Here is a 23,341-nt window from a genome sequence, read left to right as displayed (position 1 = left end):
CGCCGAACAGATCCGCGCGACAGGCGCGGCAGGAGCGGCCGGGACCACCGGCGGCCGGGTGACCCCGGCGCCGGCCGCACTCCGCTCCGGCCGGAGCGGAGTGCGGCTGCCGTACCGGCTGACGCACTCCCTCGGCGAGGGCGGCACCCCGCTGCTGCGCGCCGACGCCCGGCACAGCGGCGCGGACGTGGATCTGCGGCTCAAGTGGGAGGGGGCCAACCCCACCGGCTCGCACAAGGACCGCTTCAGCGCGGTGGCCGTCGCCCGTGCCCTGCACGCCGGGTACGAAGCCCTGGCGGCGGCCTCCTCCGGCAACGCGGGGGTGTCGCTCGCCGCCTACTGCGGCTGGGCCGGGCTCGGCTGCGAGATCGCCGTCACCGATGACACGCCCGCCCGGGTGGTCTCCCTGATGCGCGACCTCGGCGCCTCGGTCGTCTCCTTCCCGTCGGCCGGACAGCGCTGGGAGCACCTCGCCGGGTACCGGGCCTCGGAGACGGTGCTGCCGGTCACCAACTTCTCGCTGCCCCCGGTGGGCAGCAGCCCCTTCGGCATCGAGGGCTACAAGACGGTCGCCGAGGAGATCGTCGCCGATCTCGGCGGCGGGCTGCCCGACTGGGTGGTGGTGCCGGCCTCCCGCGGCGACCTGGTGTGGGGGGTCTTCCTGGGCTTCCGTGAGCTGTGCGGGGAGGGCGCCGTCCCGAGGCTCTGCCTGGTCGAGCCGTTCCCCCGGGTGGCCGCGGTGCTCGACGGCGCCGACCCGCACGGTCACTTCCCCGGGAGCACCACCGCCATGCCCTCACTCGCGGGCAACAACGTGGCGCTCCAGGCGGTGGCGGCCGTACGGCGCTCCGGGGGCCACGCGGTCGTGGTCCACGACGAGGAGGTGCGCGCCGGAACGGAGCGGCTCCGGCGCTCCGGGCTGCCGCTGGAGACAAGTGCCGCCGCCGCCCTGGTGGCCGTCGACCGGGCATGCGCCCAGGGGCGCATCGCACCGGGTTCGCTCGTGGTCGCGCTGGCCACCGCACACGGGTTGAAGGGCATGTAGCCCGGCCTGCCCCGAATGCGGTGCACCCCACGGGTGTCGTGCGCTCGGTGGCGCGGGTGGTCAGTAGCGTATCTCGCCCACCGGAGCCCCGGCGCCGGAGGAGACACCGGCCATGTCCTGGCCCGGCGATGTGGTCTCCAGCTCGCCGGCCAGGATGGCCCGCTGGAGCCGCTGGAGTGTGGCCGAGGGGTCCACTCCCAACTCGTCGACCAGGCGCTGGCGCGCCCGCTGGTAGGTTTGCAGCGCCTCGGAGCGGCGGCCCGCCCGGTACAGCGCCACCATCAGCTTGGCCTGGAAGCCCTCGTGGGTCGGCTGGGCGGCCACGAGTTTGATCAGCTCGGCGAGCAGTTCGTGGTGGCGCCCCAGCCGCAGATCCGCGTCGATCCGCAGATCCAGGACGCTCTTGCGGATCTCCTCCAGCCGCAGGGCTTCCGAGAGCAGCACCGGCCCCGGGTTGACGTCCACCATGGCAGGGCCCTGCCAGAGCTCCAGGGCCTCCTGAAGGGTGCGCGCCGCCTCGTGGACCCGGCCCGCGGTGAGCTGGACCCGGCCGCGCTGGGCGAGCCGCTCGAAGACCTGGGAGTCCAGGGCCCCTTCGGGGAGGGTCAGCATGTAGCCGCCGACGAAGGTGCGCAGCGCGCTCTCCGGCCGCAGTCCCGAGCGTTCCGGGGCGATGGCCAGGTCGAGGGATTTGCGCAGTTGGTAGACGTAGGTCTGGAGTGTGGTGGTGACGCTCCTGGGTGGTCTGCTCTCCCACACCTCTTCGATGAGTTGCTCATTGCGAACGACCTGGTTCGCCGATGTGGCCAGCAGCGCCAGAACCCGGCGGGGTTTCGGTGCCGTGGGAGTCATGTTCTTGCCATTCACACGGATCGACAGCGGCCCCAGTAGCCTTACATGCATGTTCCGTACACCTTTGTCTCGGAAACGGTTGTTTGTCGCATGGAGCTGTGCGTGTCAAGCGGGCCTGCCCCCGAGGGGCCGGGGCCACGCTGTTCAGACGCGGGGCGACGGTCCTGCCGCGTGTGGGCCGAGATCGTGAATGCACTGCGGTGACCGTGACACGGCCGATTCGCATGCAAAGCGACAAGCCATTCTGTGCCCCCGTTTTTTATGTGTTCGCGCGCTGTTTCCTGTCTCCTGTAATGGCACCAGGAGGGTTTGATTCGCCATCATGCAGCAGGGGGAATCCGCCGACAAGTAACGGGGGACCCACCAGCCGCAGACAGAACAGTCGTACCGTGGAGAGATGCTGCTCCGCGCGGTGCGCGGGGGGTCCTGCCGCGGAGGGGTCCGCCGCGTGATGGGCGGGCCGCGGGAGACCCGGTGGTGCCCCCGGCGCATCACCCGGTGGTCGGGCGAGCGATGTGCTGTTGGCGCGTCAGCGCAGCTGTGACCAGAGCATGTGTTCCTCCGGAGTGGGAGGGACATGCGGGATCAGCCGCTCGGGATGGCCCGGGCCCGGCCCGTCGGGGCCGCCCCCGGGTGCGGGGCCGGCCGGCCCCTGGTCCGGGTCGTGTCGATGGGCGGGTGTCTGCCAGTGGTACTCCAGTGGTACCAGGAATCCGGTGAGGTTGACCGCCATATGCTGTCCACCGACTGACAGGTAGTGCCCGAAAGCGGCAAAAAGGCTTCTCCGCCGCCTTTGCGGTAGCCAACGCCTGCCCATATGTGGACCGTCCCCCTTCGGTACCGTTCTTCTTATGGGAGGGCCCATCCTGTGCGCGGCGGCTCGACTTCTGGTCGAGAAGTGGTGGGGTTCGCACCCGGGCGGCGGCGCACCCGGGCGGTGGGCCGCGGTGGCGGGGCGCCGCCGCCGGTCATGGCCGTGGAGCCGCCCGGCAGGGGCGGCTCCACGGTGCGGGGCGCTGAAATCCGGTCAGTCCTCCACGGCTTCGCGTGTGCGGAGCACCTCGGCGGCGAACACCGCGCCGGCCGCGGTGAGCACCTCGACCAGCCAGCGCAGGTGCGCGTTCTCCCTGCGCAGCCGGACCAGATCCTCCGCGTCGGCGCGCGAGAGGCGCTCGGGCCGCTCGCCGCGCTCGGTCTCGTCGGCGCGTATCCAGGTCCGCAGCGCCTCGGGATGGATGCCCATCTCACGGGCCAGATGGGCGATGGGAGGACGCGGGTCCATGCTCCGCCAGCGGGCGACCGCGTCCGCTCTCAGTTGGTCCGAGTACTTCTTCGGGGGTGCCACGATGTGTCCTCAACGAATCCGCCGGCGCCGTGCGCCGGGCCACGGCCGGCCGCCGGCCCCGGGGGCCCTGCCGCGCCGGGGCGGCGCGGACCCCCGGGGCCGGCGGACCCTCAGGGCTTCTCCAGGGCCAGCCGGGGCAGGCGCTTGTCGAGTCCCCGGGGGAGCCACCAGGCGTACGAGCCGAACAGCTGCATCAGCGCCGGCAGGATCAGACACCGGATGATCACCGCGTCGACGAAGACGGCGACCGCGAGCCCGAGACCGAACTGGGCCAGCATCCGGTCCCCGCTGAGCACAAAGGCCCCGAAGACCACGATCATGATCGCGCCGGCGGCGGTGACCACCCGGCCGGTGGTCGCCATGCCGTGCCGGATGGCCAGCGCCGCGTCATGGCTGCGCTCCCACTCCTCGTGCATCCGGGCGAGCAGGAAGACCTCGTAGTCCATGGAGAGACCGAAGACGATCGCGAAGATCATCACCGGGACGTAGGACTCGATGGGTCCCTCCTGCGCCCCCAGCGCGCCGTTCTGGAAGACCAGGGTCACCACGCCCATGGACACCCCGACGCTGAGCAGGTTCAGTACCGCCGCCTTGACCGGGATCAGCAGCGAGCGGAACACCAGGAGCAGCAGCAGCATCGACAGGCCCACCACCACGATGACGAACAGCGGCAGCCGGTCCGCCACCGCCCCGGAGAAGTCCTGCGTGGCGGCGGTGCTCCCGCCGACCAGGAAGGTGGCGCCGGTCTGCGCCTCCACGGCCGGCAGCACCTCGCCGCGCAGCCGCGTGACCAGCTCGTCGGTGGCCGCGTCCTGAGGCGCCGACGCGGGGAAGACGATGAGCGTCGACAGCCCGTCGCGCGTGCCCTGCGGGAGGGTCGCGGCGACCCCCTCGGTGTCGTCCAGCACCGTCCGCGCCCGCTCGGCCGCGCGCTCGCCGCCGCCCTCCGCGATGACGATCAGCGGGCCGTTGAACCCCGGGCCGAAGCCGTCGGCGAGCAGGTCGTAGGCCTGGCGGGCGGTGGTCTCCGGCGGATGCGTGCCCGCGTCGGCGAACCCCAGCCGCATGTCCAGGGCGGGTGCGCAGAGCGCCACGAGCGCGGCGAGCGGCACCACGGCGGCGAGCCAGGCCCGCCGCTGCACACCGGCCGACCAGCGGCTCCAGAGCTTTCCGTCCGCCGTGCGGCCCTTCGCGGCCCGGCGCCGGATGCCCTTCTCGATCCGGCCCCCGGCGATGGCCAGCAGGGCGGGCAGCAGAGTCAGCGAGGAGACCATGGTCAGCAGGACCGTCAGCGCGACCGCCACCGCCATGCCCTGCATGGAGCCCAGACCGAGGACGACCAGGCCGAGCAGGGCGACGATCACGGTGCACCCCGCGAAGAACACGGTGCGCCCGGCGGTGTCGATGGCCTTCGCCGTCGCCTGCCGCCGGTCCTCGCCGGCGATGAGTTCGCCGCGGAACCGGGAGAACACCAGCAGCGCGTAGTCGATGCCGACGCCCAGGCCGACCAGCATCATCAGCGGTGCCGTGAAGTTGGCGACCGTGGCCACATGGGAGGCGAGCACGGTCAGTCCCAGGGTGGTGCCGACGGCGAAGACGGCGATCACGATGGGCAGCGCCGCGGCGAGGACCGAGCCGAAGAGCAGCACCAGGATCACCAGGGCCGCGAGCATGCCCACGCCCTCGGCTGAACCGCTGTCGCCGCTCTGGGCGGCGCGGATCGGGTCACCCGCCAGCTCCACCCGCAGCCCGTCCGTCTCGGCCTTCTGCGCGGTCTCGATGAGCTTCTCGGCGTCGGCCGCGGGGATGTCCTCGGACTGCTTGTCCAGGGAGACCGTGGCGTACCCGATGGTGCCGTCGCGGGAGATCGTGCCGCTGCTCTCGTAGGGGCTGAGCACACCGACGACATGCGGCACCCTGCCGATCTCGTCGAGCATCGACTCGACCCGCGACCGGGTGTCCGCCCCGGCGAGGCCGTCCGGCGCGCGCAGCACGATCTGCACGGGCGAGCCCGCCTGGTCGGGGGCCCGGTCCTTCAGTACGTCCAGGGCCTTCTGGGACTCCGTGCCCGGCAGCCGGAAATCGTTGCGGTAGCTGTCGCCCACCGCCTGCGAACCCACGCTGACCACCACGAGGGCGACGACCCAGACCGCCAGTGCCCACCAGCGCCGTTGGTACGACACGAGGGCGAGGCGCTCGAAGACGCTCGGCCGCTCCTCCCGCGTGGGGTCCGGTGGTGCGGAAGGACCCCGTTCGGACGTTGCCATGGTGGCTCGACCCCCCTGCTCTCCCTGAGTGAATAGGCTGTCTACATGTAGGTTGCCGACCGTAGCACACCATGTAGATTGCCTACATGAAGACTGATGCGCTCAGAGGGCACCTCGACGGGCTGATCCTGGCGGTGCTGGAGAAGGAGCCCCTGCACGGTTACGCCGTGATGCAGGCGATCCAGGTGAGCAGCGGGGGAGCGCTCGAACTGCCCACCGGATCGCTCTACCCGGCCCTGCGCAGACTGGAGAGAGCCGGGTACGTCCAGGGCGAGTGGCGGATGGTCGGCGGGCGCCGCCGCCGCACCTACGAGCTGACCAAGGCGGGCACCCGCGCGCTGGCCACGGAGCGGGCCGAGTGGCGGGACTTCGCCGCGGTGGTGGAGGGCGTGCTGCGCCCGGGCACCGCCCTCGCCTGAGGGCACGGCCCGGGGCCCGCTGTGCCTCCGGGGCGGGGGGAGGGGCTGTGCTCCGGGTTCAGGGTCCGGTCGTGTCGCGCGCCCCAGGAGATACGTTCCGTCCCGCGCGCCGCGGCTTCCCGGCGGCCGGCCGTGACCCGGGCGACGGGCGGGCCGGGCACCGGCCAACGACGGCCCGCGAGCCGGCGCGCGCCCGGCGCGGACCCTACGAGCCGGCGCGCACCCAGCTCAGACAGCGGCGGCCCGCCACTCCGATGCCGGCGAGCGGGACACCCAGCAGCAGCAGCGTGCCCGGCAGCCCGGTGAGGCTCAGCAGGGAGTGCGTGGCCGGGTTGGAGACCGTCATCACCACCCCCAGCACCGCGAAGACGGCGCAGACGGCGAAGGCGAAGAAGCCGGTGACCCGGGTGAGCAGACGCTGGGCACCCAGAAAACGCGCTCCCGTGCCCGTCGCGAAGAGCACCGCGAGCCCCAGGAGGATGGCGATGCCGCCGGACCAGCGGGCCGCCGTGCCGGCCAATTCGTAGCCGTGGCTGCTCTGTCCGGCGGAGCCCTCCCCCGCGAGGAGCTGCGCGACCCGCCACGCCACAGGCTGAAGCAGCATCACGGCGCAGATCAGCACCGCCGTGCGCCGCCCCTGGGCCACGCCCAGCTCGGACTGGTACTCCGCGGCGATGGTCCGTACGGGTCCGAAGTCGGCGACGGCGCTCCGCTCGGCGCTCTCCCGGTCCAGGCCGCTCTCCTCATAGGCGTCCGCCGCGTCGACCAGACCGTCACGGGCCTCGGTGAGCAGGCTGGCCTTGGCCGCCCGGGGGCCGCGCAGCGCCCGATTCAGCTCGGTGACGTACTGGTCGATCACCCGTCCCCCCTGAGAAGTCCTGGGCCCGTCCGAGAACACGGAAACCTGCGCCAGTATAGGCACCGGAGGGAACGGAGGGAGGAGGGAAGATCCCTGATGTCTCCCTGACTCCGACCAGCCGTTCCCCCCGACGCCCCGGCCGGTCACGCCGGGGCCGCACCCCGCAGCGCGCCGTCCCCGTCCAGGAGATGGTCGAGCAGCTCGGCCACCGTCGGCCGGTCGAAGACCAGCGTCGCCGTCAGCCGCAGCCCCGTCGCCGCGGTCAGCCGATTGCGCAGCTCCACCCCCGCCAGCGAGTCGAAGCCCATCTCCTTGAACGTCTGCCGGGTGTCGACCCGGTCGTCCGGCGCGTAACCCAGCGACCCCGCCACCTCGCCCAGCACCAGCTCCAGCAGAGCGTCCCTGCGCCGCCCGGCCGGCAGCGCCGCCAGCCGGACCGCCCAGGACGGCCCCGGGGCCTCCTGGTGCGCGGCGGCGGCCCGCCGGACCCGGGGACGGGCCCGCACGAGATCCGCCAGGACCGGGGGGAGACCGGGCCCGCCGGCGAGCGAGCGCAGCGCCGTCCGGTCCCAGCGGACCGGCAGCAGATGGGCGCCGCCCGCGGCCAGAGCGGTGTCGAACAGCGCCAGCGCCTCATCGGCGGCCAGCGCCCGCACACCGGCCCGGCCCATCCGCGCCAGATCGGCGCGGGACAGATGCCCCGTCATCCCGCTGGCCCGGTCCCACAGACCCCAGGCGAGGGAGACACCGGGCAGCCCCGCCGACCGCCGCAGCCGGGCCAGCGCGTCCAGGAACCCGTTGGCGGCGGCGTAGTTGGCCTGCCCGGGGGAGCCCACCGTGGCCACGACGGACGAGAACAGCACAAAGGCCGAGAGCCGCAGATCGCGGGTCAGCTCATGGAGATGCCAGGCCGCGTCAACCTTGGGCCGCAGCACCGCGTCCACCGCCCCGTCGGTCAGCGTCTCCACGGTGGCGTCGTCGAGCACCCCCGCCGCGTGCACCACGGCGGTCAGCGGCCGGTCAGCGGCGATGCCCTCCAGCAGCGCCGCCACCGCCGCCCGGTCCGCCAGATCGCAGGCGGCGAAGGACACCTCCGCCCCCAGCGCGGACAGTTCGGCCGCCAGCTCCGCCGCCCCCTCCGCCGCCGCGCCCCGGCGGCCGGCCAGCAGCAGGCTCCGCACCCCGTGACCGGTGACCAGATGGCGGGCGAGCAGCGCGCCGAGCGTCCCGGTGCCGCCGCTGATGAGCACCGTGCCCCCGGGGTCGAACGAGGGCGGCAGGGTGAGCACGAGCTTCCCGGTGTGCCGGGCGTGCGCCAGGTGCCGCAGCGCCTCCGGGGCCTCCTGGACCGGCCAGGTCCGCACCGGAAGCTCCGTCAGGGCACCCTCCTCGAACAGCTCCAGCACCCGGGCGAGCAGCCGGCCCACCTCGGCCGGCTCCTCCCGCAGCAGGTCGTACACCGTGTACCGGACGTGCGGATGGTCCGCGGCGACCCGCTCCGGGTCGCGGATGTCGGTCTTGCCGATCTCCACCAGCCGCCCGCCGGGACCCAGCAGCCGCAGCGAGGCGTCGACCAGCCCGCCCGTCAGGGAGTTGAGCACCACATCCACCCCGGCGCCGCCGGTCACCCGGCGGAACGCCTCCTCGAAGGCGTCCGAGCGGGAGGAGGCGATGTGGTCGTCGGCCACGCCCTCGGCGCGCAGCGCGGGCCACTTGGCGGGGGAGGCGGTGGCGAAGACCTCGGCGCCCAGATGCCGGGCGAGCCGGATCGCGGCCAGACCGACACCGCCGGCCCCGGCGTGCACCAGGACCCGCTCCCCGGGCCGCACCCGCGCGACCTCCGCCAGCGTCCGGTACGCCGTCGCGAACACCACCGGGACGGTCGCCGCCCGGGTGAACGACCAGCCGTCCGGCACCCGGGCCGTCATCCGGTGGTCGGCGACGGCGACCGGGCCGAAGGCCCCGTGTCTCAGCAGACCCAGCACGGCGTCGCCCGGCGCCAGGCCGCGCACGGCGGAACCGGTCTCCAGCACCACACCCGCGCCTTCGAGCCCCAGACCCTCCTGGCCCGGCACCAGGTCGAGCGCCAGCACCACATCGCGGAAGTTGACGCCCGCCGCCCGGACCGCCACCCGCACCTCGTGCGGGGCCAGCGGACGCGTCGCCCGGTCCCCCTCGACCAGCGCCAGACCGTCCAGGGAGCCCGGGGTCCGCACCTCCAGCGCCCAGCCGGCACCGGACGGCGGCACCAGGGCACCGGGGCCGGGCGCGGGGAGCAGCCGGGGCGCGTGCCAGGCACCGTCCCGCCAGGCCAGTTGCGGCTCACCGGCCGTCAGCGCCGCCTCCAGGGAGGCGTCCCGCGCGTCCGGCTCCACATCGAGCAGGACCAGACGGCCCGGGTGCTCGCTCTGGGCGCTGCGCAGCAGCCCCCACACGGCCGCCCCGGCCACATCGGGGTCCGCGCCGGTCGCGCCGGAGGTCACCACCACCAGACGCGACGAGGCCAGCCGCCCCTCCGCCAGCCACTCCCGCACCAGACCGAGCGCCGACCGGACCGCCTCGTGGACACCGGAGACCGGATCGGCGCCCCCGGCGGGCGGCGGGGCGAGAGCGACCACGGTGCCGGGCACCGCGGCCCCCGCGTCGAGCGCCTCCCGCAGGGCGGCCAGATCGCGGTGGGCCGGGGCCGAGGGCAGCAGAGCCGCCGCCCCGCCCAGCACCGCCCGGCCGCCGTGCCGCTCCGGCTCCCCGCCGCCGGGCACCGCCCTCCAGCCGACCTCGTACAGCGCGTCCGCGCCCCTGGCCCCGGCCGCGCCCAGCGCCGAGCGGCGGATCGGGCGCAGCGTCACCTCCGCCACGGTCACCACCGGCTGCCCGGCCGGGTCGGTCAGTTCGAGCCGCGCCCGGTGCTCCCCGGTCCGCAGCACCCGTACCCGCACCCGGTCCGCCTCCACGGCGTGCAGCCGCACCCCGGCGAAGGAGAACGGCAGCAGAACGCGGTCGGGGTCGCCGCCCTCCGGCAGCGCGTCGAGGACCAGGGCGTGCAGCGCGGCGTCCAGCAGCGCCGGATGGACCCCGAAGCCGGCCGGCTCGACGCCGTCGGCCAGCGCGACCTCGGCGTACAGCCCTCCGTCGCACCGCCCGGCGGCCCGCATCGCGCGGAACGCGGGCCCGTAGCCGTAGCCCGCCCGCGCCAGCCGTTCGTACGACTCCGGGGGATCGAAGGGCTCGGCTCCGGCGGGCGGCCACACCCCGCCGCCCGGCTCCGTCTCCCGCGCGCCCGCCGGCGCGAGCGCCCCGGACGCGTGGCGGGTCCAGGGGTGTTCGCCGTCCGCCGGGTCACCGGCGCCGGGACGGGAGTGCACGGTGACGGGGCGCCGCCCCGAGCCGTCCGGGCCGCCCACCCCGATCTGCACCCGCACCGCGCCGTCGGCCGGCAGGGCGAGCGGGGCCTCCAGGACCAGATCGTCCAGCCCGAGCCCGCCCAGCTCACCGCCCGCGTGCAGGGCCAACTCCACCAGGAGGGCGCCCGGGAGCAGCACGGTGCCGTTGACGACATGGTCGGCGAGCCAGGGCTGCCCGGCGAGCGAGAGCCGCCCGGTCACCAGCAGCCCGCCGTCCGCCGCGCTCTCCACCGCGACCCCCAGCAGCGGGTGGCCGGCGGGCTCGACCCCGAGCCGGCCGGGCGCGGCGGTGCCCTCCGGTGCCCGCAGCCAGTGGCGCCGCCGCTGGAACGGGTAGACCGGCAGCGCCACGCTCCGCCGCCCGGCGGGCAGCAGCGCCCGCCAGTCGATGTCCGCGCCCCGCACATGTGCCTCGGCCAGCGAGGTCAGCAGCCGGGTCCGGCCGCCGTCGCGCCGGCGCAGGGTGCCCAGGGCGGAGCCCTCCCGGCCCGCCTCGTCCAGGGTGTCCTGGAGGGCGACGGTCAGCACCGGGTGCGGGCTGCACTCGACGAACAGATCGTGTCCCGCCGCGACCAGCGCCCGGGCCGCCTCGTGGAACCGCACCGGGCTGCGCAGGCTGCGGAACCAGTAACGGGCGTCCATGGGGGTGCCGTCGGTCAGCTCCGAACCGGTGAGCGTGGAGTACAGCGGTATCCGGGGCGGCCGGGGCGAGAGGCCCGCCAGCAGCTCCATCACCTCCTCGCGGAGGGCCTCGACATCCGGGGTGTGGGACGAGTAGTCCACGGGGACCACCCGGGCGTGCAGCCCCTCGGCCTCCCAGCCGGACACCAGAGCCGCCAGCTCCTTCGCCGGCCCCGCGACGACCGTCGCGGACGGTCCGTTGACGGCGGCCACCCGCACCGGGACGCCGCTGTCGGCGAGTTCCCGGCGCACCCGCTCGGCGGGCAGCGCGACCGAGGCCATGCCGCCGGTGCCGGCGAGCCGGGTCAGGGCGCGGCTGCGCAGGGCCACCACGCGCGCGGCGTCCTCCACCGAGAGCGCACCGGCGACACAGGCGGCGGCGATCTCGCCCTGGGAGTGGCCGATCACCGCCTCCGGTTCGACCCCGGCCGCCCGCCACACCGCGGCCAGCGCCACCATCACCGCCCACAGGGCCGGCTGGACGACATCGACCCGGTCGAGCGGGGGCGCGTCCCGGCCCCCGGCCAGGACCTCGGTCAGCGACCAGTCCGTGTGGGGGGCGAGGGCCTTCGCGCACTCCTCGATCCGCTCGCGGAAGACCGCGGAGTCCGCCAGCAGTTCCCGGGCCATCCCCTCCCACTGCGAACCCTGGCCGGGGAAGACGAACACGGACCTGGCCGCCCCGGCCCGGCCCCGGACGAGCCCCGGGACCGTCTCACCGCGCGCGAGGGCGGCCACCCGGCCGCTCAGCCCTTCGAGGTCCCCGGCGAGCACCACGGCCCGGTGCTCCAGCAGGGCCCGCCCCGTGGCCAGGGTGTGCGCGACGGCGGCCGGGTCCGGGGGCGCCGCCGTCACCGCTTCGGCCAGCCGCTCCGCCTGCCGGAGCAGCGCGGGCCCGGAGCGGGCGGACAGCGGCCAGGGCAGCACTCCGGCGGGCCCGCTCCCCGGGCCGCCGGACGCGGCGGCATCCGCGCGGTCCTCGGCGGGCGCCTCCGCCAGCAGCAGATGCGCGTTGGTGCCGCTGATGCCGAAGGACGAGACACCGGCGCGCCGCCGCCGTGCGCCGCGCGGCCAGGGGCGGGCGGCGGTCAGCAGCCGCAGCGCGCCGCTCGACCAGTCCACCTCCCGGGTGGGTTCCCCGGCGTGCAGCGTGGGCGGCAACTGCTCGTGGTGGAGCGCCTGGACCATCTTGATGACGCCGCCGACCCCGGCGGCGGCCTGGGTGTGCCCGACGTTCGACTTGAGCGAGCCCAGCCACAGCGGCCGGCCGGCGGGGCGGTCCGGCCCGTAGGCGGCGAGCAGCGCCCGGGCCTCGATCGGGTCGCCGAGCCGGGTGCCGGTGCCGTGCGCCTCGATGGCGTCGATGTCGTGGGGGGAGAGCCCGCCGGATGCCAGCGCGGTACGGATGGCCTGCTCCTGCGCCGGTCCGCTGGGCGCGGTCAGACCGTTGCTCGCCCCGTCCTGCGCGAGGGCGGAGCCCTCGATGACGGCGAGCACCCGGTGCCCGTTGCGGCGGGCGGCGGAGAGGCGCTCCAGCACCAGCACGCCGGAACCCTCGGCCCACGCGGTGCCGTCGGCCCCGGCGCCGAAGGGCTTGCAGCGGCCGTCGGGCGCGAGCCCGCGCTGACGGCTGAACTCCAGGAACATGCCGGGTCCCGCCATGACGCAGACACCGCCGGCGAGCGCCAGTCCGCACTCGTCGTCCAGCAGCGAGCGGCAGGCCAGATGGATGGCGACCAGGGAGGAGGAGCAGGCGGTGTCGACGGTGACGGCGGGGCCCCGCAGCCCGAGCGTGTAGGCGATGCGGCCGGAGGCCACGCTCACGGTGGTGCCGGAGAGGAGATAGCCCTCCACACCCTCGTCGCCGACACGGTCCAGGGAGGCGTACTCCTGCGCGGTGAGACCGGCGAAGACCCCGGTGGCGCTGCCGCGCAGCCCGTCCGGGGCGATGCCCGCGTGCTCCAGCGCCTCCCAGGCGTTCTCCAGCAGCAGCCGCTGCTGGGGGTCCATGGCCAGGGCCTCGCGCGGGCTGATGCCGAAGAACTCGGCGTCGAACCGGTCGGCGTCGTGGAGGAATCCGCCGTGGCGGACCGCGCTGCGGCCGGCGGCCGGATTCCCCGGGTCCGGGTCGTACAGCTCCTCCAGCGGCCAGCCCCGGTTGACGGGGAAGGGGGAGATGGCGTCGGTGCCGGAGGAGACCAGCCGCCACAGCCCCTCGGGGTCCTCCGCGCCGCCCGGGTAGCGGCAGGCCATGCCGACGATGGCGACGGGCTCGCGCTCCCGGGCCTCGGCGAGCTGCCGCCGGGCGCGGTACAGCTCGGTGGTGGCGCGCTTGAGATAGGTGCGCAGCCGCTCCTCGGTCATCGGTTCCTGGGGCACGGGGGGCTCAGCTCCTCTCCGGTGAGGCGTCGCCGCACTCCCGGTCGATGAGGGCGAAGATTTCGTCATCGCTGGCGGTTCCGATCTTCTCGGTGAGGTCGGTGGGGTCAGGGGCTCCGCCGCCGGTGCCGGTGGCGTCCCCGGTGTCCGCGGGCAGGGCGGCGAGCAGCTCCCGCAGCCCGCCGGCCAGGCGGCGCGCGGTGCCGGGGTCCTGCCGGGCCCCGGTGGCCACGGCGGCGCGCAGCGCCTCCAGGGCTCCCAGCGCGGCGGACGCGGTGTCCGGCTCCGGGCTCGCGGGCGCGGCCGGCAGCAGGGTGAGGAGGTGGCGGGCGAGTTCGGCCGGGGTGGGGCGGTCGAAGACGGCGGTCACCGCGAGGGCGGCCCCGGTGGCCGCCCGGAGGCGCCCGCACAGCTCCACCCCGGTGACCGAGTCGAAGCCGGCGTCCCGGAAGGGACGGTCGGGGTCGATCGCCGCGGGACCGGGGTGGCCGAGCACCGCCGCGGCCTCGTCCCTGACCAGTCGTACGGCTGCCCGCAGCCGCTCCCGTCCGGTCGCGCCGGGGAGGGCGCGCGGCGCGGCGGGCGGCGGGGGGTCCGCCGCTCGTACGGCCGTGTACGGCTGCCGAGGCCCGGCACTGGTCTCCGGTGCGGGGCCGTTCTCCGGCTCCGCGTCCGTGGTGCCGGGAGCGCCCGGCGGCAGCCGGTACCGCTCCCGCTGGAAGGCGTAGGGCGGCAGTTCGACCCGGCGCCGCCCCGCGCCGATGACCGCGCCCCACTCCACCGGCAGACCGGCGGTGTGCAGGGCACCGGCGGCGGCCAGGACGGAGAGGGGTTCGTCGCGGCCCGGCCGCAGCGCGGCGGTCAGCACCGGCGGCGGTGGTCCCTCGTCATCGGCGGGCGGCAGCGACCCGGCCGCCAGGGTGGTCAGGGTCGCGTCGGGGCCCAGCTCCAGGAAGGCGCCCGTGCCCCGGGCGAGCAGGGTGCGCACCCCGTCGGCGAAGCGGACGGTGGCCCGCAGATGCGCCGTCCAGTACTCGGGTGAGCACAGCTCGTCCGAGGTCGCCAGGCGCCCGGTCACATGGGACACCACCGGCAGCGTCGGCGGCCGGTACGCCAGCCGCCCCGCGATCCGACGGAACTCCGCCAGCAGCGGGTCCATATGAGGGGAGTGGAAGGCATGGCGGGTGCGCAGCCGCCGGGTCCGGCGGCCCCGCTCCGCCCAGTGCCCCGCGATCCGCTCCACGGCCGCCGCGTCCCCCGAGACGACCACGGAGGCGGGGGAGTTGACGGCGGCGATGTCCACCGTCCCGGGCAGGCCCCCGGGCATCCCGCGGACCTCCTCCTCGGCCGCCTCCACGGCGATCATGGCGCCGTCCCCGCCGGCCCAGTGCATCAGCCGGCCGCGCGCGGCGACCAGCGCGGTGGCGTCCGCCGTGGAGAGCACTCCGGCGGCGTGGGCGGCGGTCAGCTCGCCCAGCGAGTGCCCGGCGAGCACCCCGGGCACCACACCCCACGACCCCAGGAGCCGCAGCAGCGCCGTCTCCAGGGTGAACAGCGCCGGCTGGGCGTAGTCGGTCCGCCGCAGCAGCTCCGCCGCCCCGGTGTCCCCGGCGGGGGCGAACATCAGCGCGCGCAGCGGCTGTTCCAGTACGGCGTCGAAGTGGCCGCACAGCTCGTCCACCGCCCGCGCGAACTCCGGGAAGGCGGTGTACAGCCCGTGCCCCGCCCCGGGGCGCGCCCCGCCCTGGCCGGCGAAGAGCACCGCGAGTTCAGGGGGCGGGGAGCCGGACCTGCCCCGTACCAGCCGGTGGTGGGACCGGCCCTCCGCGAGCGCCGCCAGCGCGTCCAGGGGCGCCGTGGCGCCCTCGCCCACCACCACCGCGCGGTGCTCATGGTGGGAGCGGGCGGTGGCGAGGGTGTGCCCGATGTCGGCGGACGCCGCGCCGGGGTGCCGGCCGAGGTGTCGGCGCAGCGCCCTGGCCTGGGCGCGCAGCGCGGGTTCGGAGCGGGCCGAGAGGGGCCAGGGGACGGCCGCCGGAGCCGGGCCGTCCGTCCGCTCGTCCGTCTGTTCGCCGGGGCGCTCCGGCGGCTCGGCCAGCAGAAGGTGGCAGTTGGTGCCGCCCATACCGAACGACGACACCCCGGCCACCAGCCGCTCCTCCGGCAGCGGCCAGTCGCCGTACTCCGTCTGGACGCGCAGCCCCAGCCGCTCCAGGGGGATACCGGGGGGCGCGGCGGTGAAGTTGAGGCTGGGCACGAGCTGTCGGTGGCGCAGACACAGGGCCGTCTTGAGCAGGCCCACGAGACCGGCCGCGCCCTCCAGATGACCCACGTTGGTCTTGGCCGAGCCCACCCGGAGTGCCCTGTCCCGTCCGGCACCCGGGGAGCCGAACACGGCGCCCAGGGCGGCGGCCTCCACCGGGTCGCCGACACGGGTGCCGGTGCCGTGCAGTTCGACGTACTGGACGCGGGACGGGGCGACGCCCGCCCGCAGACAGGCCCGGCGCAGCACCTCCTCCTGGGTGGCGCGGCCGGGCACCGTCAGCGCCTCCGTACCGCCGTCGCTGCCCATGGCCCCGCCCAGGATCACGCAGTGGACGCGGTCGCCGTCGGCCAGCGCCCGGCCCAGTGGCTTGAGCACCACCAGGGCGCCGCCCTCACCGCGCGCGTAGCCGTCCGCCCGGGTGTCGAAGGTGTGGCAGCGCCCGGCCGGGGAGAGCCCGCCGAAGCGCGCCGTGGCATGCCAGGTGCCGGGGGCCAGCAGCAGATTGACCCCGCCGGCCAGGGCGGTGCCCGCCTCGCCGCGCCGCAGCGCCTCGCAGGCCAGATGGACGCCGACCAGAGCCGACGACTGCCCGGTGTCCACGGTGAGGCTGGGGCCGCGCAGATCCAGGGCATGGCTGATCCGGTTGGCGAGCACGCCGCGCTGCGTGCCCTGGAGGGTGTGCGGGGTCATGGCGGCCGGGCCCCGGAGGTGTGTCAGCTGGGCCCAGTCGTCGGCCATGGCGCCGATGAACACCCCGGTGTCCGAGGAGCGCAGGGTGCCGGGGACGATCCAGGCGTCCTCCAGCGCCTCCCAGGCCAGTTCCAGCAGCAGCCGCTGCTGGGGGTCCATGGCCGCCGCCTCACGGGGGGCGATACCGAAGAACGCGGCGTCGAATCCGGCCACATCGTCCAGGAAGCCGCCGTGCGGCACCCCGCCCGGCCCCCCGGCCGCGCCGAGGCCGCCGAGGCCGGCGGCACGGTCCGGCGGCGCGGGCCGCACCGCGTCCCGCCCGGCGGCCAGCATCTCCCAGAAGGCGCCGGGCCCGGGGGCGCCGGGCAGCCTGCAGGCCATGCCGACCACCGCGATCGAGTCGTCCGCGGCATCACCGGCGGATGTGCTGCTCATACGAGATGTCCTCCCGGTCGTCTCGGTGGGCCCCCGATCCTGGGCCGGGGTTTTGGAGTCCGGCTCGAAGACCGTTGGTCCGCCCGTACGGAGGGGGGTGCCCTCCGGGCGGGTGGTGGTGGTGGGCGCGGGGCGCCCGAGGGGATGTGCGGGGTCCGGGGGTGTTGCCCGGGGACCGGTTGCCGGGGTGGTGGTGTCCTCGCGGGTGGGGTGCGCTTACGGGGGGCCGGGGCGCGGTCGTCTGGATCGTGGTGTCTCCACGGGTGGGGCGTGCTTCCGGGCAGGTGATCCCCGGAAGGGGTGTGCGGGGTCCGGGGGTGTTGCCCGGGGCCCGGTTGCCGGGGTGGTGGTGTCCTCGCGGGTGGGGTGCGGTGGGGGCCCCGGCGGGTGAATCCCGGGCGGGCGCGGGGCCTCCGTCGGTCGCCGGGGCGAGGGCACCGCCCCGGCGGTGGGCACGGTCAGAGGGAGGCGTGGGCGAGCAGACGGCGTCTGACGGAGACGAGGGTCCGCTCCGGCGAAGGGTCCGCACCCGGTGCGCGCCAGCCCACGAAACCGTCCGGGCGCAGCAGCACCGCGCCCGCCCGGGTGACGCCGAAGGCCTCGTACCAGGTGCGGCCGGCCCCGGGCTCCGGCTCCACGAGTTCCACGAGGTCCTCGCCGATCCGCAGGGTCTCGATCCCGGCCCGTCGCGCGGCGGCCTGCCACGCGCCGGCCTCGGCGCCCGCCAGCAGCAGCAGATCGCGGCCCGCCAGGTCGACCGTGGAGACCCTGCGGTCCCCGCGGCGCAGCCACAGATGCGGGGCACGGGTGCCGGGAGCGCCGGACAGGCTGCCCGGGTCGGCGAACTCCCGCCCCTCGGCGACGGGTTCCGGCGCGCCCTCCTCCTCCACCACGGCGGCCGAGCGGTAGCGGTAGCCGAACATCACCCCGAGCGGGTCCACGAGGGCGCTCCGCTGCCCGGCGTCGGCGAAACCGGCACGGGCGGCCAGCCGCAGCGCCGCCTGGGCCATGGTCGCCCGCGCCACCGGGCGCCGCTCGGCGTCGTAGGTGTCCAGCAGGGCGGGCCCGGCCCGCCCGTCCAGTACCTGGGCCAGCTTCCAGGCCAGGTTGTGGGCGTCCTGGATGCCGGTGTTGGCGCCGTAGCCGCCCACGGGCGGGATCACATGCGCGGCATCGCCGGCGAGAAGGACCCGGCCCTCGGCGAACCGTTCGGCGGTGAGCGCCGCCATCTCCCAGGGCAGCGCGCTGACGATGGTGACGGGCAGCTCGGGGTCGCCGACCGCGGCGCGCACCAGGGCGGTGCACCGCTCGGTGGTGAACGCCTCCACCGGGTCCCGGTCCGGCCGGTGGGTGACGATGAGGGTCCCCTGCCGCAGGGTGTCGTCGTGCCCGAGCACACCGTCCACCTCGGAGTTGTCGATCCGGCAGATGGCGAAGCGCCGCCCGCGCAGCGCTCTCTCCAGGTCGGCGCGGAAGACGATGCTGAACTGGTGCCGCAGGGTGCCACGCCCCCGCCGGGCGATGCCCAGCCGCTCCCGCAGCGGGCTGTGGGCGCCGTCCGCCGCGATCACGTACCGCGCGCGGAGCCGCTCGCCCGCACCGCTCGCCACATCGCGCAGGGTGGCGTCCACACCGTCGGCGTCCTGCGTGAGGCCGGTGAGTTCGGTGTGGAAGCGCAGCTCCCCGCCGAGCCGGCGGGCGTGACGCAGCAGGATGGGCTCGATACGGTCCTGGCTCAGCGACAGGACGCGGGCGACCGGGCTGATCCCGGAGACATCCGCCGGCTCGGGTATCCGGGAGACGGATCGCTCCCGCCCGGTGAGCGACTCGACGGTGCCGTTGAGGACATGACCGGCGAAGCCCGCCGCCTCGCGCAGCAGATCCCCGGTGACTCCGCCGGTGGAGAGCAGTTCCAGGGTGCGCGGGTACAGACCCCACGCGCGGGGGTGGACGGAGGTGCCGGGGTGCCGTTCCACCAGGGTGTGCGGCACCCCCTGCCAGGACAGGAAGAGCGAGGTCGACAGGCCGACCAGCCCGCCGCCCACGATGAGCACCGGGGTGGTGCCGGGCGGGTTGTCGTCGTACATGAGGGCCCCTTCCACGAGCGCCGGAAGGCGGTAGCGTGGCAGGGGCCCGTGCAGAACGGCTCGAACCCGTCTGGGGTTCCGGCGGCCGGTGCCGCCCCCGTCCGTCAGACCACGCGCAGGTTGGCCATCATCCCCATGTCCTCGTGCTCCAGGTTGTGGCAGTGGAAGACGTACCGTCCGCGGTAGCCGGTGAAGCGCGCGATGACCTCGATCTCCTTGCCGGACGCCAGATCGACGGTGTCCTTCCAGCCCGCGTCGTACGCTCCGGGGCCCCGGCCGTTGCGGCTGAGGACCTGGAAGTGGGCGAGGTGCAGATGGACGGGGTGGAAGGCGTCGCCGTCGAACTTCCATATCTCGGTGGAGCCCAGCTTCGGCAGGGCGTCGTCGCGGCCGGCGTCGAAGACCTTCCCGTTGATGTCCCAGCCGTCGTCGCCGCGCTGGTTGAAGTGGAAGGTGCGGGTGACGGACGCGTCGGAGCGGCTCAGCGGTTCGAACGCGGCGAGGGTCGCGGGGACACGGCTGCTGTCGCGCGCCCTGCGGACCACATGGAACTGCATGACCTTCCCGGCGCCGCCCTCGCCCAGCTCGTTCCTCAGGGTGACCTTGGTGCCGACCGGGTACCGGGAGAAGTCCACCACCACGTCGAAGCGCTCGGCCGGGGCGAACTGGATCTCGCTGTGCCGCACGGGTGCGCCGAGCAGCCCGGCGTCACTGCCCACCTGCACGAAGGCGGGGCCCGATTGCGGGCCCGGGTCGAGGGAGAGCCGGTAGCGGCGGGCGTTGGAGGCGTTGAGCAGCCGGAACCGGTAGCGGGCGGCGCTGACCTCCAGTACCGGCCAGGGCGCTCCGTTGACCAGGACGACATCGCCGAGCACCCCCTCCATGAACTCCTCCGTCACCCCGTGCTCGCCCTTGAGGCTCGGGTCCTTGGCGGGGTACGTGAACGAGCCGTCCTCGGCGAACGCCCGATCGCAGATCATCAGCGGGATGTCGCGCTCGTCCCGGGGCAGCGGCAGACTGTCCTCCTCGTCGTCGTGGACGAGATGGAAGCCGGCGAGCCCGCGGTACACCTGGGGGCCGGTGAAGTCCATGCGGTGGTCGTGGTACCAGAGCGTGGCGGCGGGCTGGTCCCCCGGGTAGTGGTACTCGCGGGTGCCCCGCGAGACATCGCCGCCGTGGGTGTGGCCGCTCCAGCCGCCGGCGGGCAGGACCAGGTCGGTGGGGTAGCCGTCGTGTTCCGCGGTGACCTTGGCGCCGTGCAGATGGACCACGGTCGGCACGTCGAGTTCATTGGTGTGCCGGACGACGATCTTCCGGTTCCGCCGGGTGACGAGGGTGGGCCCGGGGAAGAGCCCGTTGTACCCCCATATCTCGGTCCTCAGGCCCGGCAGTATCTCCACCAGGGCTGCCTTCTGGACGATGTCGTAGTGGTCGACACCGCCCTCGGTACGGGACGGTTTCAGTACGGGGGGCAGCGGCAGCGGCGCCTTGAACGCCTCGGGGGCTCGGCGGACGCTCTTCACCGGCGCGCCGGTCGAACCCTGTGTGTCGCCGGAGCAGCCCGCCAGGGCGGAGGCCAGGGGCAGGGCGACGGCGGCGCCTCCCGTGGCCCGGAAGAACTGGCGGCGGTTCAGGGGCATGGCTTCCTCCCGGTGCGGTGGTCGGTCGCCCGCCGAGTGCGGCCCGGCGGCGGATGCGCGCCGGGGGAACGCGGCAGAGCGCGGCCGTGCACGGCGGACGTGGACTACGGATAGGCAGACTACATGTAGGCAGCGTTGCTAAGAGGCCCGCGCGGGCGGTACGGCGCTCCCCGCGGGCGCGTCGAGCCGGCGGCGCAGCAGGCGCGCCGACACCGTCAGCGCGACCCCCGCCAGCAGCCCCAGCGAGGCGAGCAGCAGGTGGTAGACCGGATCGGGCACCACATCGACCAGCCGCCCCACCTGCCCTCCGACCGCCGCTCCGACCGCCGCGAACAGCCAGAACAGACCCAGCATCCGGCCGGTGAAACCCGGCGGGGCCACCTCCGCCGACAGGCTCAGACCGATCGGCCCCACCGCCAACTCCCCGCACACCAGCAGCAGATACACCCCCAGCAGCCACAGCGGGGACACCGGACCCCGCCCGGCCGCCGACGCGGCGCCCGCCATCAGCACAAACGCGCCCCCGCCCAGCAGCAGCCCGCCCGCGAACTTGGCCGGCGCCCCGACCCGCCGTCCGAGGCGAATCCACAGCGCCGCCGCGACCGGCGAGAGCAGCAGCAGAAAGAGCGGCTGTGCCGACTGGAACCAGCCCGCCGGCACCGTGAAGCCGCCCACCACCCGGTCCACCGCCTCCTGCGCGAACAGATTGAGCAGCAGCGGCCCCTGGGCGAAGAGCAGCCAGAAGACCGACGAGGCCAGCAGCATCCACCGCAGCGCCCGCAGCCGCCCCCGGTGCGCCGGACCGATCCCCGGGGCCCGCAGCAGCCTCCGGTAGTACACCGCCGGCACCACCAGCACGGTCAGACCCGCCAGCATCAGCACCTGCCGTACCGTCAGCAGGCCGGCCACCGAGGCCGAACCCACCACCAGGGCGGGCAGCCCGCCGATGAGCGCCACCCGGACCAGCAGCCGCCGTGCCTCGGCGGGCGGCAGCGGACGGTCCGGCGCCAGCCCGATCCCACCGAAGGAGGACCAGCCCGCCCCGTAGCAGACCAGGCCGATGACCATGCCCAGCGCCGCCGCGCCGAAGCCGAGGTGCCAGCTCACGCGCTCACCCAGGAACGCGGTGACCAGCGGCGCCACCAGCGCGCTGACCTGGATGCTCATATAGAACACCGAGAACGCCGCCTCGCGCCGCTCCGGCCGGCCGTCGTACATCCGGCCCACCATCGACGCCATGCCCGGCTTGACGAGACCGCTGCCCGCCGCCACCAGCCCGAGCCCCGGGTAGAGCCATCCGGTGGCCGGCACCGCCAGCAGCAGATGGCCCGCGGTGATGAGAATCCCCCCGTGGAGCGTGGCGCGGCGGGCCCCGAACACCCGGTCCACCAGCCAGCCGCCGGGCAGCGCCGAGAGGAAGACCAGCGACATGTAGAGCCCCGACAGCGCCGCCGCGTCGCCCTCCGCCATCCCCAGACCGCCGTCCCCGGGGTCGGCGACCAGATAGAGGAAGAGGATCGCCAGCATGCCGTAGAAGCTGAACCGCTCCCACATGTCCACGATGAAGAGTGTGACGAACCAGCGCGGCCGGCCCCGGAGCCCGTTCCCGCCGGGGGAGCCCGGTGCGTCCGGTGCGTCCGGTGCACGCGGTGTGTGCGGGGTGTGCGGGGTGTGCGGGGTGTTCAACGCGCCGGGTGTGTCCGGGGTGTTCATCGGCCGTCTCCCGCCGGCTCCGGGCGGCGCAGTATCTCCACCACGGCGCAGGACCAGGTGAAACCCCCGCCCACCCCGGCCAGCAGACAGAGCTGCCCCGGCCGCAGCGCACCCGAGTCCAGCAGTTCCCCGAGGCCCGCGATCTGGTCACCGGCGCCCAGATGCCCGACGTGCCGGCCCCACGACCAGGTGGTGCGCTCGGGATCGATGCCCAGCGGGGTGAGGAAGTGGGCGTTCAGCCGGGGGCGGCCCAGATGGGGGAGGACGAACCAGTCCACGTCCCGCTGCTCCACCCCCGCCTCCGACAGAGCGCGCTTGAACGCCTCGCGCTGCCCGGCGTCGATCCGGGCCAGTACGGCGTCCAGCCCCAGACGCGCGGTGAAGTCCCGGCGCGGCGGCTCCAGATCGACCGGGCTGCGGACGGCGAACGGGACGCCGCCGACGGGGTCATCGCCCCGGTGCATGCCCTCCAGGCCCGGGTCCGCGTGGGAGACCAGGCTCCGCACCCGGGCGAAGCCGCCGTGGCGCGAGAGCACCACGGCGGTCCCGCCGTCGCCGTAGGCCGTGCCCGCGTCGCTGTGCCAGCGGTCGAAGCCCGGCGCGCAGAACCGGTCCCCGGTGGTGACCAGGGCCTGGCCCCGGCCGGGATCGCCGCGCAGGACACCGGCCGCCAGCTCCAGGGCGGCCATCCCGCCGTTGGACATCTGCCGCACCTCCACGGCCGGGCAGGTGCCGCCGACGGCCTCCCGCTGCACGGCGGAGGCCGCCGCCCAGACGTCGTGGCCCTGGTAGTAGACGGCCGCGTGCAGGACCAGACCGATGTCGGCGGGGGCCGAGCCGGACTGACGCAGCGCGGCCCGGGCCGCCCGCGCGGCCATCCGCGGCCCGGAATCACCCGGTGATACGCACACGGACGCGAACTCGGTGCGCCACAGGGCCCGTCGCCGGCACAGCCCCGCCGCCTCGGCCCGCTCCACGGTCATCGCCGGTGGCAGCCAGCGGCCGAGCCCGGCGATGTACAGGCTGGTGAAGCTCACAGTGGTGTTCTCCTCTCGGGTGACGTCGACACCCGGGGCGCCGACTCACACGCTCCGGTACGGCCCCGGGCCGGCGCGGGGAGTCCGGCTCCCCGCCCCGGCCCGGGGCCCGGCGGGGGGGGGGGGGGGGCCCCGCCCCCCCCCCCCCCCCCCCGGGGGGGGGGGGGGGGCGGCGCCCCCCCCCCCCCCCCCCCCCCGCCGCGGCAGGGGGTGAGGAAGACG

The 23,341-nt window shown here is 75.3% G+C and carries 13 protein-coding genes; 2 read left to right on the top strand and 11 right to left on the bottom strand.

Annotated elements, in window-relative coordinates:
• The coding region (locus tag ABT122_RS30090) for a pyridoxal-phosphate dependent enzyme (RefSeq protein WP_351558716.1) at positions 1-1,045 on the top strand (1,045 nt) is incomplete at its 5' end.
• A 60-nt stretch (positions 1,046-1,105) separates the two neighbouring features.
• On the opposite strand, the gene ABT122_RS30085 is transcribed toward ABT122_RS30090, so the two are convergent.
• The 4 genes from ABT122_RS30085 to ABT122_RS30070 all read right to left on the bottom strand — a co-directional run bounded on the left by ABT122_RS30085 (position 1,106) and on the right by ABT122_RS30070 (position 5,509).
• Entirely contained in the window at positions 1,106-1,948 is an 843-nt protein-coding gene (locus ABT122_RS30085; protein ID WP_351558714.1) for an AfsR/SARP family transcriptional regulator, read from the bottom strand.
• Positions 1,949-2,426: 478 nt separating this feature from the next.
• The gene (locus ABT122_RS30080) at positions 2,427-2,630 is read right to left on the bottom strand and encodes a DUF6059 family protein (RefSeq protein ID WP_351558713.1); all 204 of its coding nucleotides are present in this window, start codon (positions 2,628-2,630) and stop codon (positions 2,427-2,429) included.
• 294 nt (positions 2,631-2,924) lie between these two features.
• Positions 2,925-3,242, bottom strand: coding sequence for a transposase (locus ABT122_RS30075; RefSeq protein WP_351558711.1), 318 nt, complete (start codon positions 3,240-3,242; stop codon positions 2,925-2,927).
• A gap of 110 nt (positions 3,243-3,352) precedes the next feature.
• Positions 3,353-5,509 carry an MMPL family transporter gene (locus ABT122_RS30070; RefSeq protein WP_351558709.1) on the bottom strand — a complete coding sequence of 719 codons (2,157 nt, stop codon included), beginning with the start codon at positions 5,507-5,509 and terminating at the stop codon, positions 3,353-3,355.
• A gap of 86 nt (positions 5,510-5,595) precedes the next feature.
• Between ABT122_RS30070 and ABT122_RS30065 the strand changes: the two genes are divergently transcribed.
• Entirely contained in the window at positions 5,596-5,928 is a 333-nt protein-coding gene (locus tag ABT122_RS30065; RefSeq protein ID WP_351558708.1) for a PadR family transcriptional regulator, read from the top strand.
• 205 nt (positions 5,929-6,133) lie between these two features.
• Here the strand turns inward: ABT122_RS30065 and ABT122_RS30060 are convergent, their stop codons facing one another.
• The 7 genes from ABT122_RS30060 to ABT122_RS30030 all read right to left on the bottom strand — a co-directional run bounded on the left by ABT122_RS30060 (position 6,134) and on the right by ABT122_RS30030 (position 23,119).
• Entirely contained in the window at positions 6,134-6,787 is a 654-nt protein-coding gene (locus tag ABT122_RS30060; RefSeq protein WP_351558706.1) for a permease prefix domain 1-containing protein, read from the bottom strand.
• Between the two features lie 143 nt (positions 6,788-6,930).
• The gene (locus tag ABT122_RS30055) at positions 6,931-13,320 is read right to left on the bottom strand and encodes an SDR family NAD(P)-dependent oxidoreductase (protein ID WP_502976231.1); all 6,390 of its coding nucleotides are present in this window, start codon (positions 13,318-13,320) and stop codon (positions 6,931-6,933) included.
• Positions 13,259-16,642 carry a type I polyketide synthase gene (locus ABT122_RS30050; protein WP_351558702.1) on the bottom strand — a complete coding sequence of 1,128 codons (3,384 nt, stop codon included), beginning with the start codon at positions 16,640-16,642 and terminating at the stop codon, positions 13,259-13,261. Before ABT122_RS30050 ends, ABT122_RS30055 begins: the two co-directional genes overlap by 62 nt.
• Positions 16,643-17,100: 458 nt before the next feature.
• Positions 17,101-18,729 carry an FAD-dependent monooxygenase gene (locus ABT122_RS30045; RefSeq protein ID WP_351558701.1) on the bottom strand — a complete coding sequence of 543 codons (1,629 nt, stop codon included), beginning with the start codon at positions 18,727-18,729 and terminating at the stop codon, positions 17,101-17,103.
• Positions 18,730-18,833: 104 nt separating this feature from the next.
• Positions 18,834-20,369 (bottom strand): multicopper oxidase family protein, encoded by a 1,536-nt coding sequence (locus ABT122_RS30040; protein ID WP_351558699.1) that lies wholly within the window; start codon positions 20,367-20,369, stop codon positions 18,834-18,836.
• Positions 20,370-20,507: 138 nt separating this feature from the next.
• Positions 20,508-22,082: a peptide MFS transporter gene (locus ABT122_RS30035; RefSeq protein WP_351558697.1), complete on the bottom strand. Its 1,575-nt coding sequence runs from the start codon at positions 22,080-22,082 to the stop codon at positions 20,508-20,510.
• On the bottom strand, positions 22,079-23,119 hold the full coding sequence (locus ABT122_RS30030; RefSeq protein WP_351558695.1) for a ketoacyl-ACP synthase III family protein: 1,041 nt from the start codon (positions 23,117-23,119) through the stop codon (positions 22,079-22,081). The genes ABT122_RS30035 and ABT122_RS30030 overlap by 4 nt, the downstream gene beginning before the upstream one ends.
• Positions 23,120-23,341 lie beyond the last annotated feature (222 nt).

It is taken from the genome of Streptomyces sp. NPDC001985 (assembly GCF_040296845.1).
Lineage (GTDB): Bacteria > Actinomycetota > Actinomycetes > Streptomycetales > Streptomycetaceae > Streptomyces.
This window is presented reverse-complemented; position numbering and strand designations above follow the sequence as displayed.

Excerpts from the sequence above, each read along its gene's own strand:
- ABT122_RS30085 (WP_351558714.1), bottom strand. The coding sequence starts at position 1,948 with ATGCATGTAAGGCTACTGGGGCCGCTGTCGATCCGTGTGAATGGCAAG.
- ABT122_RS30080 (WP_351558713.1), bottom strand. The coding sequence starts at position 2,630 with ATGGCGGTCAACCTCACCGGATTCCTGGTACCACTGGAGTACCACTGG.
- ABT122_RS30070 (WP_351558709.1), bottom strand. The coding sequence starts at position 5,509 with ATGGCAACGTCCGAACGGGGTCCTTCCGCACCACCGGACCCCACGCGG.
- ABT122_RS30065 (WP_351558708.1), top strand. The coding sequence starts at position 5,596 with ATGAAGACTGATGCGCTCAGAGGGCACCTCGACGGGCTGATCCTGGCG.
- ABT122_RS30055 (WP_502976231.1), bottom strand. The coding sequence starts at position 13,320 with ATGACGAAATCTTCGCCCTCATCGACCGGGAGTGCGGCGACGCCTCAC.
- ABT122_RS30050 (WP_351558702.1), bottom strand. The coding sequence starts at position 16,642 with ATGAGCAGCACATCCGCCGGTGATGCCGCGGACGACTCGATCGCGGTG.
- ABT122_RS30045 (WP_351558701.1), bottom strand. The coding sequence starts at position 18,729 with ATGTACGACGACAACCCGCCCGGCACCACCCCGGTGCTCATCGTGGGC.
- ABT122_RS30040 (WP_351558699.1), bottom strand. The coding sequence starts at position 20,369 with ATGCCCCTGAACCGCCGCCAGTTCTTCCGGGCCACGGGAGGCGCCGCC.
- ABT122_RS30035 (WP_351558697.1), bottom strand. The coding sequence starts at position 22,082 with ATGAACACCCCGGACACACCCGGCGCGTTGAACACCCCGCACACCCCG.